Raw genomic sequence first — 16777 nt, forward strand, 5'->3', positions numbered from 1 at the left:
TTAAGAGTCAGTAATTAATAAAAGGGTTAAAAGGGCAGTCCGTTCCAATAATTGGTTTTCAATAATGTACTCGTGGGATGCATGCGCCCCATCTCCAGGAGTGCCCAAACCATCTAGGGTTGCCGTGAACTGGCTGGTGGTATTGCCGTCGGAGCCACCACCTGCCGTAGCCTCTTCAAGTTGAATACCCAAGGCATCACCTTGGCACTTGGCCAGTTTCCATAATTCTTGATTGCGGACTGTTTTTTCCATGGGAGGTCTTCCAATACCACCTTCGACATGTAGTTCAATATCTTTTAGATACGGCTTTAGGGCTTTTATTTTTTCGGTGATATAGTTCCCGTCCGAATCCTTAAATACCCTTACATCTATAACCGCGGTGCTTTCGGGAGCTATGACATTGGCTGAAACACCTCCTTCAATCATACCAACATTAACAGTAATTCCCCTTTCAAAATCGTTCATGGCATATAATTTTTGAACTTGGTGGGCTAACTCCACAATGGCATTGATCCCTTTGGTGGGATCTAAACCGGCGTGGGAGGCTTTTCCCTTGGCTCTAATAGTAAAGCGTCCCAAGCCTTTTCTTGCCGTCTTTAGTTTACCATCCAGGCCTAACGGAGGTTCCAAAACAAAGGCTCGTTTCGATATTTTTGCTAGTCTTTTTATTATAGTTGTGGATTCCCTACTGCCTATTTCCTCATCTGAGTTGATCAGGATAATTGGTGTAAGGTTATGTGAAAGGTTTAAGTCTTGAAGCGTTTTTAGCGCAAAGATGATCTGTGTCAATCCTGCTTTCATGTCGTAGACTCCAGGACCTTTTATTTTGCCGTCCTCCTCCATTAAGGGCATTTTTTTTAACGTGTCCAATGGCCACACGGTATCGCAATGTCCTACTAATAGTTGCAAAGGTAGCTTTCTATTCCTTTTTTTGGGACGTGCAAATAGATAACCACCGGAGTGTTTTCCTGGCATATATATAGTTTCATAATCTATCGTTTCCAGTTTGGCAAGAAGGACATCAAATATTCCCTTTTGGGAATCCTGTTCTTTTGAAGGGGTTTCAAAAGACACGAGGGTTTTAAGGAAATTGATCATTTCTTTCCGTTGGATGGTCAAATATTTTTTGATCCCTGTTGCTATATCCGTGTTTGTGCTCATCTTTTAAAACCTTTTGGAAATGGAAAATTGAAGGTTTCTGAGACGGAAGCGAAGCGACCGTTGGCGATATAGGCCAGTAATGGGTTGTCCTTGATCATCTCCTGCTCGTCTTTTTCGGCATCCCGGTGATAGTTGCTTTTTACAAAAGCAGTAATCACCTTACCAGTAATGATGCTATCGTTATCAAACCCATCAATTATTTTAAAAAGTTTACATTCTAGATATAAATAGGAATGGTCTAATAAAAGGGCATCTATGGAAGTAGCTTTTACTGTGGGTAAGGAACGGATGATGCTTTTTTCATTGCTACGTTCTCCGCATCTAGGCGAAGCACTTAATGACGACAGTACTATTTGGTTTGGTAATGGAAAACTTACTGAAAACTCCCCTGTAGCCTTTACATTACGGTAAGTAGCATGTTTTGGGGTGCAGACAAAACCAAAATAATTCGATAGGCCAATGGCGGTGGCCATATGTTTTGGAGCAAGGTCATAATTGTCACCTTCTTTGGTCCCCACTACAATTAGGGGGGCCACGGTAAAGCATCGGTTCCAAATGGGAACATCCGTACCTAAGGAAATATAATGATCTGCCAATATTTTTTCCATGTGCAAAACTTTTACCGTTGTTCCCTCAATGTACAAAACCTGAATTACGAGAAAGATGACAATGGTCAGGATACAATGATATATTTACAAGGAAAATGACTCATATTTGATCCATAGCCTTTTTTAGTTTTTGGGTAACCTGGGAGGCAATTTCGGACAGGTCTTTATTGCCCACGGCCATCATAGAGGCTTTGGGATCCACGGCAGCAACTTCAACTAGGCCTTCCTCTTTTTCCTGTATGATGATATTGCAGGGAAGCATGGTGCCTATTTTATTTTCCGCCAGCAAGGCCTTATAGGCAAAAGGAGGGTTGCAAGCCCCTAGTATTCTATAGTTGTGAAAGTCAATATCCAATTTTTCTTTTAAGGTGGCTTTCATGTCAATTTCTGTAAGAACACCAAACCCTTCATTTTTCAATGCTTCCTTGGTTCGTCTTATCATAGTGTCAAAATCGACATTCTGGAACGATTTATTAAAATAGTAGCTCATTTGTTTCGTGTTTTTCACATAAATATAATTTCAAATTAGGGCAGTTCCAATGATACATGTCAGTTCATTTAAGGCAATATTTGGCAAGTGCTAATCTTTGTTCTTGTGATATTTAATAGTCTATTGAACAATATTTTGATAATACTGATCTGGGTCATTTCAATAGCTGCTCCCTATTTGTAAATTTAAATTACAAAAAATATGTAACCTTAAAATAGATATTATGTCACTAGTAAAATTTAAAAACAGAAGGCCATTTGGAGGTCTTATTTCGTCAGATTTCTTTGATATGGATGAATTTTTTGACAACCGCCTCATGAGCAGAAATATACTGGATGATGGTTTTTGGAATGGTAAAAGGGGAGAGCCTGCATTAAATATTAAGGAGACCGATGACCATTTTGAGATAGAACTTTCCGCTCCAGGTTTCGCCAAAAAGGATTTTGAGGTAACCATTGATGATGGATGTTTGAATATTGCTGCCAAGAAATCAACTCCCAAGGAAGAAAAAGAGGAAGACTATACCCGTAAGGAATTTAGTTACAAATCCTTTGAAAGATCACTGCAATTGCCAGAAAGTATTAAGGAAGAAGCCATAAAGGCCGAGTATAAAGACGGGATCTTAAGCTTTAACCTATTAAAAAAAGAGGAGGCCAAAAAGAGGCCCCCTAAAAAAATCCAAATTGCGTAACATATTCTAAAAGAAAATCGCACACAACTTCACTATAGGTAATTCCTATAAATGCCCCTTGGCCCATTCGGTATAGAGCTAGCTTCTTTTTATAACCGTAAAGAGCCAAGGGGCATTGGTATTTCTAGAAGTGCTTTAACATTCTATTTTTAAAAATCAAGATCATTGTCCCTAGTACATGACTAGGCGTAATAATGATATTTGTCATTTTTAAGCCTAGCCTTGAGGTTTATATTTGCTATAATGAAACCCTATTTTTTACATCCCTAATGAGTTAGGAGCTAGAATATTTTGTAATTTAAAGTTCAAATGGCATTCTCCCCAATGCCAACTCCTTGGGAAAGATATAATTAGCCTGTAAGCCTTAAGATGGAGCACCAACTATCAGATACCACAGTATTACAAAGCATCTATGAAGCAACTTCCGATGGAATACTGTTTGTAGATGCAAAGAGAAGGATATGGAAAGTAAACAAAGCTGCCCATCAAATTTTAGGATATACTGCAAGTGAGTTGGAACAAAAAAAGCTAGAAGAGCTACTTTCCAAACCTACCTTAGCGATACTCGATAAACTATTTTCCGAAGAAAAACAGACACATGACGTAAAGATCTTAGAAACAACTGTCTACGCTTTAAATGGTCCCCAGGATGTTCAGATAAGGATTATTCCTCAGGATAAAGGTGGATGTATATTGCTTTTGGGTACTATCTTCTGGAATGGTGACTACATAAATATGCTAAAGGTGAGGAACATGGCTTTGGAATCTACCAGTAACGGAATAACAATTACAGATGCGCGCCTTCCCGATCTTCCGATAATATACTGCAATCAAGGTTTTGTGCGGATGACAGGATATTCAAAAGAGGAAATTTTGAATAAAAACTGTCGATTTTTACAAGCAGATGATAGGGACCAAAAAGAAATAGGGATTATAAAATCTGCGATACAAAAAGGGGACCCTTGTCGCGTAGTATTAAGAAACTATAAAAAGAATGGGACGTTGTTTTGGAACGAGCTCAACATCACACCAGTAAGGGACGAGGCCAATGAATTAAGTTATTTTATTGGGGTCCAAAATGATGTTACACTTACTAAGAAAGAAGAGCTGACAAAAGATCACATTAGGTACATTCTCGAAATGATCACCAAGGTTACGCCCATTGAAAAGATAGGACAGGAGATCATTAACGTTATGAAGGAATACGTAGCGCATTCCATTCCTATTATTGGCCATATGGATAGAGGAAAGTACAACTGGCAATACTTGGAAAAGGGAAATGGGTACGGGCAAGTCATAGAGACTATTGCTTCTTTGATTTTGGAATCTATATTTGACACTAAAAGTGAAAGACCTATGTATTCAAAGGAGGTGGTTATAGAAGATATCTCCAAGATAAAAGCTACAACTAGCCTTCAATCCTTGGCCTTGAAACTAGGGATATTAGGATGTTGGTATTTTCCTATCCTATCTTCTAAAAATGAGGTGTTGGGATGTTTATTGCTCTTCAATAGACGGTATGGAAAACCAGAAGGTCACCAAAAAGAACTATTGACTGATATGGTCAAATTAGCAAGTATCGCCTTCGAGCACCATAAAAATAACTATGCACTCCAACAAGGGAAAAAGCAACTAATGGAACTGGCCAAGAAATTGGAATACCGGGTTATGGAGCGTACGAAAGAGGTCACCGCTAATGTACGAAAATTAGTAGAGTTAAATTTAAATTTGGAAGATCAGGTCAAGGAAACAAAGGAGGCAGAAAACAAGGCAAGCCAAAGTCAGGTGATGCTCTCGGCCATAGCACAAAACTTTCCAAAGGGGGCTATGGTCGTTTTTAATGAAAACTTTGAGATTGTATACATAGAAGGAGAAGAACTGAGACATATAAATATGATAAAAGAGGAGGTAGAAGGCCGGTCTATAGGCGAAATTCCTTTTTTTTCGGAACATCATATTTTGAAAATGAAGAAAGATATAAAAGAAACCGTAAAAGGAAATAAAATTTCTTTTGAAATGGGGTTCGAAAAGAAAATCTACTCCGTAAATTCCAGACCTCTATATGATGCCTATAATGACTGCACCTTAGCTCTTTTTGTCTATAATAACATCACCCAACAGAAACTGGTGGAACGTGAAATACGTTATGCTCTCAAAAGGGAACAAGAACTCAATGATTTAAAAACGCGTTTTGTTTCTATGGCATCCCATGAATTTAGAACCCCACTTAGTGCCATTCTTTCATCAGCTATTTTAATTTACAAGCAAAATGAGCCTGGGAATGAGACAAAAATAGAAAGGTACGTGGAACGCATCAAATCTAATGTAAGAAATTTGGTGGTCATCTTAAATGATTTTCTATCCTTGGACAAATTGGAAGCGGGCAAAGTAGGTGTAAATCGTCAGCTTTTTGATTTGATACAATTTTCAAAAGCATTGATAGAGGAAATGGATTCTAACAAAAAAATGGGACAGACTATCGTATTGGAGAAAATAGAGCAGGAAATGCTTGTGTTTATAGATCCAAAGTTGTTGAGCCATATCTTAATCAACTTACTGTCTAACGCTATTAAGTATTCTGATGAAAATATGGATATTATTCTTAATATTCAAAACACTGGTTCCCATGTGGTCATTAAGATTACGGATAATGGAATAGGGATTCCCATTAAAGAGCAGGAACATCTATTTGAGCGTTTCTTTAGAGCGGAAAACGCTTTAAACATTCAGGGAACAGGATTGGGTCTGCATATCGTTAGACAATATGTAGAGCTTTTGGGGGGGACAGTTGGCTTTAAAGGTGAGCTGGGGAAAGAGAGCATATTTACCGTGAAATTACCAACAAATTTGGAAGAAAATGAAAACAATATTGATCATTGAGGACAGTACTGATGTTAGGGAAAACATTGCAGAAATCCTGAAACTGGAAAACTATGAAGCGGTAACCGCTGAAAATGGTACAATTGGTATTGAAAAAGCCAAAACTGTAATGCCAGATCTAATTATCTGCGATATCATGATGCCCGGGATCAGTGGGTATGACGTATTGAAACAATTAAATAATGATACTTCCACGGGAGGTATTCCCTTTATCTTTTTAACGGCAAAATCTGAAAGATCAGATGTTAGAATGGGGATGAATTTAGGGGCCGATGATTATCTAACGAAACCTTTTGAGGAAAAAGAGCTATTAGAGGCTATCGAATGTCGTCTTAAAAAGGATGATTTTTTTAAAAAGAAAATCAGTAGGAATATTGAGGGTATCCATACTTTTTTTGAAGATGCTCAAAAATATATGGATTTTGAGAGTCTTACCGAAAAACAAAAGGTTCAGGAATTTGTAAAGAAGGAAATACTTTATATGGAGGGAAATCTGGCTCATAGCCTTTTCTTTATCCAGAGTGGAACGGTAAAGACTTTTAAAAGTACGGAATTGGGAAAAGAATTTGTTACGGGGGTATACAGTGCTGGTGATTTTATAGGTCAGTTGTCCCTGTTAAATAATTCAGGGACCTATACAGAAACAGCTATGGTATTGGACGATACCAAGATATATGGGATCCCCAAGGAGGATTTTACTAAACTATTGTTCGGGAACCAAGTAGTTTCACAAAAATTTATTGCTATGATTTCAAATAATTTGATTAATGTGCAGCAGCAATTGGTAAGCATGGCCTTTGCCTCGGTAAGGCAACGGGCGGCCAAGACACTTTTAGATTTGTACGAAAAAGGAATCATTAAGGATAAGGCAAATAGCGGAGTAGGGATAGCAAGAGAGGATTTTGCCGGAATGATAGGCACAGCCACAGAAACTGCAATACGTACCTTATCGGATTTTAAGGATGAAGGATTGATCACTACTGATCAGGGCCGTCGGATCATTATTTTGAACAAGGAGGAGCTAGCACATGTAGCCGAATTCAGTTAAAAGAAGGTCTTATTAATTATCTATCTCCTGTATTTTAGAGAGCCGTTTCTTTTTTATCATGGGAATTATGATTTTTGGAATCAGGAATGTGAGGATACCTATTGTTTTACGAGGATATAAATTAGATTTGGCTCCCTGTAAATGAAGTATTAGAGACTCTTTGTTAATCTGTCTTTGTAGTCTCAATATTTTTAATTGCTGGTCTATTTCAGCAAAAGAGCGATATATGGTTTTCATAAGTCGTCAAAATAAAATTCTGAACACTTTTTGAGCAAAGGCACAGTCAGCCTCTCCCTAAATACATAAAGAAAAATAGCGAGGAACACATAAAATAGACCTACCAATAAAAAGCCCATGATGTCATTGTCCAAGACATCTCCTATCCAATAAGATGCCGCAATGGATAATAGAATACTCGCTAAAAGTACTACAAAACCTATAATCAAAGATTTGGCTACCATGGTGACCACACCCATATAGATTTTAAATACTTTTAGCTTAAAGTATTCTTCACTATGGTCCAAATAGGATTTTACGTGCCCATCTGCTTCTTTAAGATGGTGCTTCAGTTCCTGAAATACCATAGAATACTATTTCTGAAATTGGGTGTTCTTTTTTCTAAGTTCCTCCAATTTGTTTTCCAAGCCAGCAATTATGTCATCTGCTTTGTAACTCATATGGGAAAGAACGTCCTCCAATTTTTCCTCAAAGGCTATCTTTTTCTCATCGGCTGTTTTAGTGAGTTCTTCCTTTGCATGTTTTATGCGGTCCGTAAGTTCATGGGTGGTATCCATAGCTTTTTGCTTTATTTTATGCCTAGTTTCCGAGCCCTTATCCGGGGCATATAGAATCCCGATTCCTGCTCCTATTGCTGCTCCTGTTAAAAGGGCCAATAAGACGTTTTCATTTGAATTGGACATGATGTTGAATTTTAAGGGTTAAACAATTTGTTCCTTAAAATTAAATGGTTGACCAGATATAAGGAATGATATATATCAGTAAATAAATATTTAACTCAGAATGATTCAAGTCACTTTATTGATTTCTGATTTTAAGTAAATTTGATTTTCATAAGAGAAAAGTCAAATTAATTTATCAACCTATGAATCATGAAATCTTTCAAAAAAAAAGCGCAAAAAGGTTTTTGTATTAAAGCTTTCAGTGATTTGGTAAAGGTGGACAGGGCTCTTGACATTATCAGTAGTAATCTAGGGGCCAATATGGAACTTTCTATTCTTGGAAAATTAAATCATGATGAGTTTAACAATAAAAAAATATTAGTAGAAAAAAGAAGAGTCCTAAGAACGTATTGGCGTAAGCGTTTTAAGGAGGAAACGGATATTGGCTTTTTCTCTCACCCAGATATCGGCGATATTTATATTCTAGGTCACCTTATGCCTATGTTTTTATATGATGTCAACGGAAAAAAATTAGGTTCCCTCTCAGGAGGGACTTATGGTATTTTAAGAGGTTTAGGGATTGGACCAAAGGAGACCTTGAATTTTCTAAAGATCTTGAAAGAAGGCTCGTGCCTCATCATATTAAGGGGGTATGAGCTTCAATTGAATAGATTGGAACATGCACTAAAACTATTGGATAAATCAGCATAAAAAGTAGTTAATAGGCCCAAGGATAGGTTTCGTGCAGCTGTGTCTTATCGGTATGAATGTTGATAGGGTGCTATGCTTCTGAGATGTTTTTAAGAGGAGGACCAACTTCTTAAAATGACTCAAAAGAGTATTGAAAAAAAGTCTTTACCAAAGATATACGAATACTAAGAACTTTTAGTAACTATAAATTGATCTCTAAAACTTATACTTCTAAGGAAAGTTGAATGGGACAATGATCAGAGCCATCGTAATCTGGCAGCATGTTAGAGTTGTTGACCTTTTCCGTTAGGGATTCGCTTACCAATGCATAATCTATGCGCCAACCTACATTGCGCTCTCCTGATTTAAAGCGATAGCTCCAATAAGAATAGGCAATTTCAGAAGGATGTAACTTTCTAAAGGTGTCAACAAATCCTATTTTGGCCATGTTATCCATACCATCAATTTCAATTTGGGTATATCCCGCTGTTTTGTTGTAGTTGGCCTTATCATTTTTTAGATCGATGGGTCTGTGGGCCACATTAAAATCCCCACATAAAATTTGGGAAATTCCGCACAAATAACCCTTCCTTCCTTCCTTCCTTCCTTGTCGTGTTCCGCAATTCCCATATCTATGGTTACCGCTATGGGTTCTTGTTTACTCAATATGGCCGTTCCCGAATATCCTTTTTGGTCTGCAGAATTAGAGTAAAGATGATATTTGGATAATTTTTCCAATGTTTGTTCTACTTCCTGTCCTTGGGCCTTTGTCTCTTGTAGGCAAAGAATATCGGGATTTAAGCTGCTGACCGATTCAAAAAAGCCTTTTTTGGCTATGGCCCTTATACCATTAACATTCCAAGAGATGAGTTTCATACACAAAGTTTTAAGACCATTAAAGATAGCATATAGTCCTAAATTATCATAAAATAAGACTATTAATGGGTATGGCGATATTTAGAATTGATAGTAAGAATTGAAGGATATACCAATACGGAAAAGGCAGTAGATAATCGTTTAAATTATTTAGGAAGTAGAAAGATTCTTCTCGGTGATAAATCGTTTTATGGAATAGATCAGGTCATCCAGTTCGGAAGGTTTTACAATGTAGTCATAGGCTCCAGATTCTAGGGCTCTGGATATTTCTTTCTTTTCGCTTTTGGCACTGAAAAAAATTATGGGAATAGTTTTATATTTCGGATGTTCACCCAGTTTTTTCAACACTTCAAAACCGTCCATTACTGGCATCAGGATGTCGCACACGATAAGGTCTGGTACGTATCGGATTACTTTTTCAAAGCCATCCTTTCCATTGGCAGAAGTAATGACATGAAAACCCTCTAGTTCCAGTAATTCGGCCGTGTTTTCCCTTATGGCTCGGCAATTGTCAATAATCAAAATACTAACCATAACAAGGGGATATTATAAGTTCTAATTTGATAGCTTTTATCGGGGAAGTACTTAAAAGTAATAAATTTCTTCCAAAAACTAAAACTAAAACTAAAACTAAAACTAAAACGAAACCGTATGATTTGTTCTCTAGTGATGTATGCCTGATAGCGTATAGATGACATAGATCTGTCTTTTTAGTTGCTAAAGACAGGTGGATGGGCAATGGGTTGTAGTTAAGCAAACTAGCTTTAGGATAGAAAGTTTTTGTTGTAAAGTTCTTTTAAATTTTACACTATATACTGTTACTATTTTTTGAATGTTGAGTTAAAAGGCACCCTCAAAATTAGCAAATACAGTTATGGACATATGGGTTTTAAATAATGAAAGTCATTTCTAAATTCCTTTTCAACCAGTACTTTGCTTTTAAAATAAAGCGTGATGAAAAATTTAAAACTAGGCGTATTAATTGTTATAATCGTTTTCCTTTTAGTAGGCTGTGGTCCTATTGTGTTATCCTCAAGACCTAATAATCCGCCTCCTCTCTGGTTTTATCCTAATAGGGTGGAATTGGTACGTTATGTCTACTTTCCAGAGTATAGTATATATTATGATTTTTACGATCGAGTATATGTATATTGGGACACTGGGGCTTGGATCAGGACAGCCGTATTACCGCCACGCTATAGAACTATTAACCTGAGTCGTTCTAGATATAGAAGGATTAGTGATTTTCGAGAAGAGAACATACAAGGATACCATAATGAAAATCCTTATAGGGGTAGAAGCAATATTGGTAAAAGGAGTACTAGGGGGAATTGATATAAATGGTTAATAACAGCTCCTCAAATTTTGAAGGATAAAAAAATTTGCAATAGTATTATTGGTTTTAATTTCTTTGTGCACCTGCATTCTAATGGGACTCTTCCTATTTTTCCATGGTATAGTTGCTTTTTTTGAAAGCTTTTTTGCCCTGGAATATTACTTTAAAATTGGGAAAGACATCATCCTGAAATAGAATAATTCTTGTGAAAGATAGACTAAGACGCAATCATGTTTTAAAGGATTCTAAAAATTGGTCTTGCTGTTTTAATGGAAATGGGAATAAATAGAAAAAGGAGGCAGAGCCTCCTTTTTCCCACGAAGAAAATCAATGTTTTCTATATGTTCAATCTATCCTTTAAACCATTTTATTGCTAAAATGGACCAGAGGTATACTTTGAAACTAAATAGCATCTATTTCTTCATTATGATCTTTATCTCTTTGCAGAAATAAGGACCAATGACTAATATGTAAAAAAAACCAGGACATTTCAATGTCCTGGTTTTCAGAAGATATTAAATGTACCAATGACCACTTATAGTAACATCTTTTATAACCTATTCCTAGATTACATTTTGATTCACAAGGTATAGAGATAATTTTAATACTCCCTAAAGACTCTGATATATTGCTACATCAAAAATCCTATGCTTTTATATTTTCAAAGAACTATTTTTCTAATTAAGTTACTAAAGTAGGGACTAGTATTGCCAATGAAAATGACCTAGATCAGTTTCTAGAAATTTAATAGTTTTAAAAGAAACCAGGATAAATATATCCCGGTCTTTCAGAAGGATTAAGATATGCCATTGATGCTATTTAAAGTATACGCTCTTTTTTATTGAGCCAACACCTTAAATTAGCTGTGTAGCATATCTTTAACCTTCGTTATACTAGAAAAGGGTTCCCCCAAAACCTTTACTAGTAATTTTCAAGAACTTTTTTGATTACTGTGCTAAATTAATTGATTATGGAGTGTTCTAGAATGATTTAAATCAGTTTGGAATACTTTTTATAATTTAATTTAAGGTCTGTCTTTTTATCCAAGAGTACAATTTGGAAACATCTTCTTTTTGACAAAGATGCCCATCGGAGTTTAAAGTTGCCGCAGTGCCGCAGGCCACGCCATATTGGGCCATTTCAACATATGACTTGCCTTTTAAAAGGCTTAAGGTCATCCCAGCTACCATACTATCTCCAGCCCCTATCCTATTTTTCTCGCGCACCATTGGAGCGGGAATAAATGTACAGTTCTCTTTAGTGGCCAACAGAGCTCCTTTTGAGCCCATGGATACTACCATAATATTACAAGGGTGAGTGGTCATAAAAATCATGGCCAAACGTTCTAGATCCTTATAGGATATAAAAGACAAATTTAAAAGGGAGCATAGTTCGCCCAAATTGGGCTTAAAGAGAAAAATTGGATTCTTTACTGCCTCTTTTAGCCCTTCTTCTTTGGTATCTAAAATGAGAAAGGCTTTTTTCTCATTGACTATAGTGGCCACTAAGGCAAAGTAATTTGAAGGTACACCTGGTGGTAATTTGCCACTGGCAACTAAATAATCTCCTCGCTTTATCTGGGTTTTGATAAGCTCTAAACTTGCTGTCCATTCATGCTCGTTTATAAAAGGTCCCGGAACCCCAAAGCGGTATTGTAAACTGCTCTCTCTATCCGTTACCGATAAATTTTCCCTTGTTCTGCCTTCTTGTGGGATTACTTTTTGTTCAATTCCCCTTGCTTCCATTAATTGTTGAAAATGTGTTCCCGATAGTCCTCCTGCAAGATAAATAGCTGTAGACTTTCCCTCAAGGTTACGTATGGCTCTAGAAACATTGATCCCACCACCTCCTGGATAATACTTTGGAGTCGAACATTTTAATTTACAGTTAGCTATTAAACTGTCCACAGTGGTAGTCTTATCTATTACCGGATTTACGGTAAGGGTGAAGATATTATTCATGGGACAATCGTTTTGCAGTCTTCTTTTCCAAAGCATATGCATTTTCCACTGCTACCCCAACATTTGTTTTATCGGTAGAGGGTTCTTCGTTGGGTCTCATGAGCCAAAATATCTGGGAATCCAACAAGTGTACTTTTTTTTGTGTGAGTTTATGTTCCAAAAGGCGTTGAGCCCTATTGGTGGAGCCACTTCCCAAGGTAATGGCAATTACATTTTTATTCTCTAAGTTGTTCTGGCGCTTTATAAATCTGCTGGTCGGCCAGTCTGGAGCCCAGTTATAGGTATTGGCGCAGAACACATACAAATCAACAGGTTCCTCATTTAAGCGCTCTGCGGCCGCAATGGTAACCACTTTAGCAGCCCAACCCTTTTCTATAAGTCCTTTTGCAAAGGAGGTACATACCTGTTCGTCTAAGTCATAGAACAAATCTGGATTATAAATAATCAGGGCTTTTTGATTACTGGAAATAGGACCAAAGGAGAAGGTTTTTTCCCCACGTTTTTGTTGGGAAAGAAATGTTAGTAGGCCCCATAGCAAAAGTATGACCGAGACTATCCAAATAAAAGATGCCATTTTTCCTTTTTGCATGTTTAAAATTTTAAATTATTCAGCCCCGGTGTTGGTCATGGGGGGGTTCAACAATTCAAAAAATTGATCCAGTTTGGGCAAAATAATGATTTCTGTCCTTCGGTTAAGAGCCCTTCCTTTTACTGTTTCATTGGTGTCCTTTGGGAGGTATTCAGAACGCCCACCTGCCGTCATCCTTTGTGGCTGTATATCAAACTTTGTTTGCATTAACCGCACAATGGACGTGGCTCTTTTTACGCTCAGATCCCAATTGTCCGCCATGCAGTCTGTTGCAATAGGTACATTATCTGTATGGCCCTCTACCAATATATCCAGATCTTTATGGTCGTTGATGATCTTGGCAATCTTTCCAATTACCTCTTCCGCCTTAATGCTTATTTTATAACTGCCAGATTGGAACAGCATCTTATCGGATATGGAAATATAGACCACCCCTTTTTTTACCTCTATACTAATATCTTCATCGTCAAAATTATCCAAGGATCTTTTGAGGTTCATGACTAGGACAAGGTTAATGGAATCCTTTCTCTGTAAAGAGGAAGTCAGATCTTTAATATACTTGTTTTGTTGATTCAGGGCTTCCAAGGATTTTTTTATGTTTTCGGCTCCTGATTTGCTCACAACGGATAGGTCGGAAAGTCGTTCTAGTAAATTGGTATTGGTGCTTTTGAAATAGGCTATTTCTTGTTCCAAGTTCTTGGTCCGGTTAATTTCATTGGCCAAATTGGTCTCTAACAATAAGCGCTCGTTTTTACTGGCTTTTAAATTGCCTTCGCAAAACTCGGCTCTATTTTGCATTGCCGTATACTTCTTTTGGCTCACGCAGGAAGTGAATATGGTAAGCACGATAGTGATAAAAAGTAGATTTTTCATTTTTGGATTGTTTTTTAGGGTTGATGTATACTTAAATCAAGGGTGATTCATCTTTTTTTTTCTCTAATTTCTTGAAAGGCTCTTGTCTATCAAATCATGAACCACTTGACCTTTTTCTGCCTTGTTCATATTCTCTATGCCTTGTAACAGCGCATCTGGATTAAAAGAAATACTGTTAATTCCTTCTCGTACCAAGAAAGCTGCAAACTCTGGGAAATCACTTGGTGCCTGTCCACATAGTCCAATTTTTGTATTTGTTTTCTGTGCAGAAGCAATAGCCATAGTTATCATCTTTTTTACAGCAGGATTATTTTCATCAAAAAGATGTCCCAAAAGATCGGAGTCCCTATCTATACCCAACGTCAATTGGGTAAGGTCATTGGAGCCTATGGAAAATCCATCAAAAATGGCTGCGAATTCCTCGGCAAGGATCACATTGCTGGGGATTTCCACCATGGTGTAAATTTCTAATCCATCATGCCCTCTTTTTAAGCCGTTCTGGTCCATTAGGGCAACTACCCTCTTACCTTCTTCCAAGGTTCTGCAAAAAGGAACCATTACTTTGAGGTTGGTCAACCCCATGATTTTTCGTACTTTCTTTATCGCGGCACATTCTAGGGCAAACCCTTCCCGGTACATAGGGCTATAATACCTAGAAGCTCCCCTAAAACCTAACATGGGGTTCTCTTCTTGGGGCTCAAATTGTTTCCCACCCATAAGATTGGCATATTCGTTGGTCTTAAAATCGCTTAGCCTAACGATGACTTCTTTTGGGTAAAAGGCGGCTGCAATAGTAGCAATGCCTTGGGCTAAAGTATCTATGAAATATTCAGATTTATTAGGGTATCCCTTTGTGATTGTCTCGATGTTCTTTTTGGTAGAACCATCTTTCATTTCATTGAATTTCACTAAGGCCATAGGGTGGATTTTTACCATATGGGTAATGATAAACTCCATACGCAACAAGCCAACTCCGTGGTTTGGATAAAAGGAGAGGGGAAAGGCGAGGTCAGGATCCGCCAATATTAATTTGGCCTCGGTTTTGGGAAGTCTTATTCGTGAAAAATCTATTTCCTTTTTTTTAAATTGGAGTTCCCCTTCATAAAGGTATCCGGTCTTACCTTGGGCACAAGTCAAGGTGATACTTTGGTTATTGGTAATTGAGGTAGTAGCATTTCCACATCCAACAATGGCCGGTACCCCAAGTTCGCGAGCAACGATGGCGGCATGGCTGGTTCTTCCACCCTTATTGGTAATAATGCCACCTACCTGTTTCAATAGGGGATCCCAATCGGGGGTAATCGTATCTGTTACAATAATGGTATTTTTATCTAAAAAGCCCGCATCATCTGGGGATTCAAGTAAGGTTGCCGTCCCTACTTTTATTTTGGAGCCCACAGCATTCCCTTGGGTCAATAGTTTGCTTGTTTCTAGCAACTGGTAAGCTATATGAATGTTTTTGTTCTTCGTTTGGTGTACTGTTTCGGGGCGTGCTTGTATAATGAAAAGTTCCTGTGTCAGTCCATCTTTTGCCCATTCAATATCCATGGGTTGTTTATAATGCTCTTCAATCAATAAAGACCAATTGGCCAAGGCAATGATTTCGTCATTAGTCAAAACAAATTGTTGTCTTTTTTCCAATGGAGTAACCTTGTTTATTGTTTTTGCTTGTTCTTTGGCGGAGGCATACATCAATGTCAATTTTTTATCGCCCAATTTCTTTTGGATGATTGGAAACTTTCCTTGCCGCAGGGTTGGTTTGAAGACATAAAATTCATCTGGATTTATAACGCCTTGGACAATGTTTTCCCCCAATCCCCAAACTCCGCTGAGCAATATAACGTTTTCAAAACCAGATTCCGGTTCAATGGTGAATCCAACTCCCGAACAACCAATATCTGCACGTACCATAAGCTGAACCCCCACGGAAAGTGCTATATCATCATGGGCAAAGCCTTTGTCCTCCCGATATTTTATGGCCCGATTTGTATATAGGGAAGCAAAACATTTTTTAATGGCTTCCACGACCTCTTTTTCCCCTTTTACATTTAAATAGGTTTCGTGCTGTCCTGCAAAACTCGCATCGGGGAGGTCTTCTGCCGTTGCACTGCTGCGAACGGCAACTTCCCTGTAGGTGTCGCCACTTAATTGTTTATAGAATGTGGTAATGGCCTTAGAAAATTCAGGAGAAAATGTTCCTCCCAAAATATGCTCCCTTGCTTTTTTTCCGATGGCGTTCAAGTTTGAAAATTGGAATCTATCCAAATCTGACATTAAGTCCTGTAAGGATTGTTTTATGTTGTTCTCATCCAAAAATTGCCAAAAGGCTGTTGAGGTTGTGGCAAAACCATTTGGCACAAGCACACCTTTGGATGTTAATTGGTTGTACATTTCTCCTAAAGAGGCATTTTTGCCGCCAACCAATGCAATATCCTTTATCCGAAGCGTATTAAATTCCCTGATATACATTTTCAAATATTTAATGATACAATCAAAGCTAGCCGAAGCCTCAATTACATCATATGATATTGGTCAGTAGGAGGTTATAGGTTAATGACTTACCTATTAATTATTATGGGGAGACTGACCTATGTCATAGTTTAACACTTTGAAGAGGAGTATCTTCATATTCAATTTATAAGTTGTACTGAACAATAACCATTAGTATAAAATCA

The 16777-nt window shown here is 37.6% G+C and carries 16 protein-coding genes and 1 pseudogene; 5 read left to right on the forward strand and 12 right to left on the reverse strand.

Annotation, left to right across the window (positions count from 1 at the left end; all coding sequences use genetic code 11):
- From ABXZ36_RS04595 to ABXZ36_RS04605, 3 genes are all read right to left on the reverse strand, one after another.
- Entirely contained in the window at nucleotides 1-1161 is a 1161-nt protein-coding gene (locus ABXZ36_RS04595; RefSeq protein WP_354614304.1) for a M20 family metallopeptidase, read from the reverse strand.
- Nucleotides 1158-1769 (reverse strand): flavin reductase, encoded by a 612-nt coding sequence (locus ABXZ36_RS04600; RefSeq protein WP_354614305.1) that lies wholly within the window; start codon nucleotides 1767-1769, stop codon nucleotides 1158-1160. The genes ABXZ36_RS04595 and ABXZ36_RS04600 overlap by 4 nt, the downstream gene beginning before the upstream one ends.
- Nucleotides 1770-1869: 100 nt before the next feature.
- Entirely contained in the window at nucleotides 1870-2259 is a 390-nt protein-coding gene (locus tag ABXZ36_RS04605; RefSeq protein WP_354614306.1) for a DUF302 domain-containing protein, read from the reverse strand.
- A 223-nt stretch (nucleotides 2260-2482) separates the two neighbouring features.
- Between ABXZ36_RS04605 and ABXZ36_RS04610 the strand changes: the two genes are divergently transcribed.
- The 3 genes from ABXZ36_RS04610 to ABXZ36_RS04620 all read left to right on the forward strand — a co-directional run bounded on the left by ABXZ36_RS04610 (nucleotide 2483) and on the right by ABXZ36_RS04620 (nucleotide 6878).
- Nucleotides 2483-2950 (forward strand): Hsp20/alpha crystallin family protein, encoded by a 468-nt coding sequence (locus ABXZ36_RS04610; protein WP_354614307.1) that lies wholly within the window; start codon nucleotides 2483-2485, stop codon nucleotides 2948-2950.
- 369 nt (nucleotides 2951-3319) lie between these two features.
- Nucleotides 3320-5830, forward strand: coding sequence for a PAS domain S-box protein (locus ABXZ36_RS04615; protein WP_354614308.1), 2511 nt, complete (start codon nucleotides 3320-3322; stop codon nucleotides 5828-5830).
- The gene (locus tag ABXZ36_RS04620) at nucleotides 5808-6878 is read left to right on the forward strand and encodes a response regulator (RefSeq protein ID WP_354614309.1); all 1071 of its coding nucleotides are present in this window, start codon (nucleotides 5808-5810) and stop codon (nucleotides 6876-6878) included. Before ABXZ36_RS04615 ends, ABXZ36_RS04620 begins: the two co-directional genes overlap by 23 nt.
- Nucleotides 6879-6890: 12 nt before the next feature.
- Here ABXZ36_RS04620 and ABXZ36_RS04625 read toward each other — a convergent pair whose 3' ends face one another.
- The 3 genes from ABXZ36_RS04625 to ABXZ36_RS04635 are packed head-to-tail and all read right to left on the reverse strand — an operon-like array spanning nucleotide 6891 to nucleotide 7798.
- Nucleotides 6891-7115 (reverse strand): DUF6327 family protein, encoded by a 225-nt coding sequence (locus ABXZ36_RS04625; RefSeq protein WP_354614310.1) that lies wholly within the window; start codon nucleotides 7113-7115, stop codon nucleotides 6891-6893.
- Complete coding sequence (locus tag ABXZ36_RS04630) at nucleotides 7112-7462, reverse strand: hypothetical protein (protein ID WP_354614311.1); 351 nt, start codon at nucleotides 7460-7462, stop codon at nucleotides 7112-7114. Before ABXZ36_RS04630 ends, ABXZ36_RS04625 begins: the two co-directional genes overlap by 4 nt.
- A gap of 6 nt (nucleotides 7463-7468) precedes the next feature.
- Complete coding sequence (locus ABXZ36_RS04635) at nucleotides 7469-7798, reverse strand: YtxH domain-containing protein (RefSeq protein WP_354614312.1); 330 nt, start codon at nucleotides 7796-7798, stop codon at nucleotides 7469-7471.
- Between the two features lie 189 nt (nucleotides 7799-7987).
- Here ABXZ36_RS04635 and ABXZ36_RS04640 point away from each other — a divergent pair, with 189 nt between their 5' ends.
- Complete coding sequence (locus ABXZ36_RS04640; RefSeq protein ID WP_354614313.1) at nucleotides 7988-8488, forward strand: hypothetical protein; 501 nt, start codon at nucleotides 7988-7990, stop codon at nucleotides 8486-8488.
- A gap of 202 nt (nucleotides 8489-8690) precedes the next feature.
- On the opposite strand, the pseudogene ABXZ36_RS04645 reads toward ABXZ36_RS04640, so the two are convergent.
- Nucleotides 8691-9343, reverse strand: a pseudogene (locus ABXZ36_RS04645) (exodeoxyribonuclease III).
- A gap of 150 nt (nucleotides 9344-9493) precedes the next feature.
- A complete protein-coding gene (locus ABXZ36_RS04650; protein ID WP_354614315.1) occupies nucleotides 9494-9877 on the reverse strand; it encodes a response regulator in 384 nt (127 codons plus the stop codon).
- 420 nt (nucleotides 9878-10297) lie between these two features.
- Between ABXZ36_RS04650 and ABXZ36_RS04655 the strand changes: the two genes are divergently transcribed.
- Nucleotides 10298-10678 carry a lipoprotein gene (locus tag ABXZ36_RS04655; protein ID WP_354614316.1) on the forward strand — a complete coding sequence of 127 codons (381 nt, stop codon included), beginning with the start codon at nucleotides 10298-10300 and terminating at the stop codon, nucleotides 10676-10678.
- 1020 nt (nucleotides 10679-11698) lie between these two features.
- On the opposite strand, the gene ABXZ36_RS04660 is transcribed toward ABXZ36_RS04655, so the two are convergent.
- The 4 genes from ABXZ36_RS04660 to ppsA form a co-directional block, all read right to left on the reverse strand.
- Nucleotides 11699-12640 (reverse strand): 1-phosphofructokinase family hexose kinase, encoded by a 942-nt coding sequence (locus ABXZ36_RS04660; protein ID WP_354614317.1) that lies wholly within the window; start codon nucleotides 12638-12640, stop codon nucleotides 11699-11701.
- Nucleotides 12633-13229 (reverse strand): hypothetical protein, encoded by a 597-nt coding sequence (locus ABXZ36_RS04665; RefSeq protein WP_354614318.1) that lies wholly within the window; start codon nucleotides 13227-13229, stop codon nucleotides 12633-12635. Before ABXZ36_RS04665 ends, ABXZ36_RS04660 begins: the two co-directional genes overlap by 8 nt.
- Nucleotides 13230-13244: 15 nt before the next feature.
- The gene (locus ABXZ36_RS04670) at nucleotides 13245-14102 is read right to left on the reverse strand and encodes an OmpA/MotB family protein (protein ID WP_354614319.1); all 858 of its coding nucleotides are present in this window, start codon (nucleotides 14100-14102) and stop codon (nucleotides 13245-13247) included.
- A gap of 63 nt (nucleotides 14103-14165) precedes the next feature.
- Entirely contained in the window at nucleotides 14166-16571 is a 2406-nt protein-coding gene (ppsA, locus tag ABXZ36_RS04675) for a phosphoenolpyruvate synthase (RefSeq protein WP_354614320.1), read from the reverse strand.
- Between the last annotated feature and the right edge of the window lie 206 nt (nucleotides 16572-16777).

This window comes from Sediminicola arcticus (assembly GCF_040566695.1).
Taxonomy (GTDB): domain Bacteria; phylum Bacteroidota; class Bacteroidia; order Flavobacteriales; family Flavobacteriaceae; genus Sediminicola; species Sediminicola arcticus.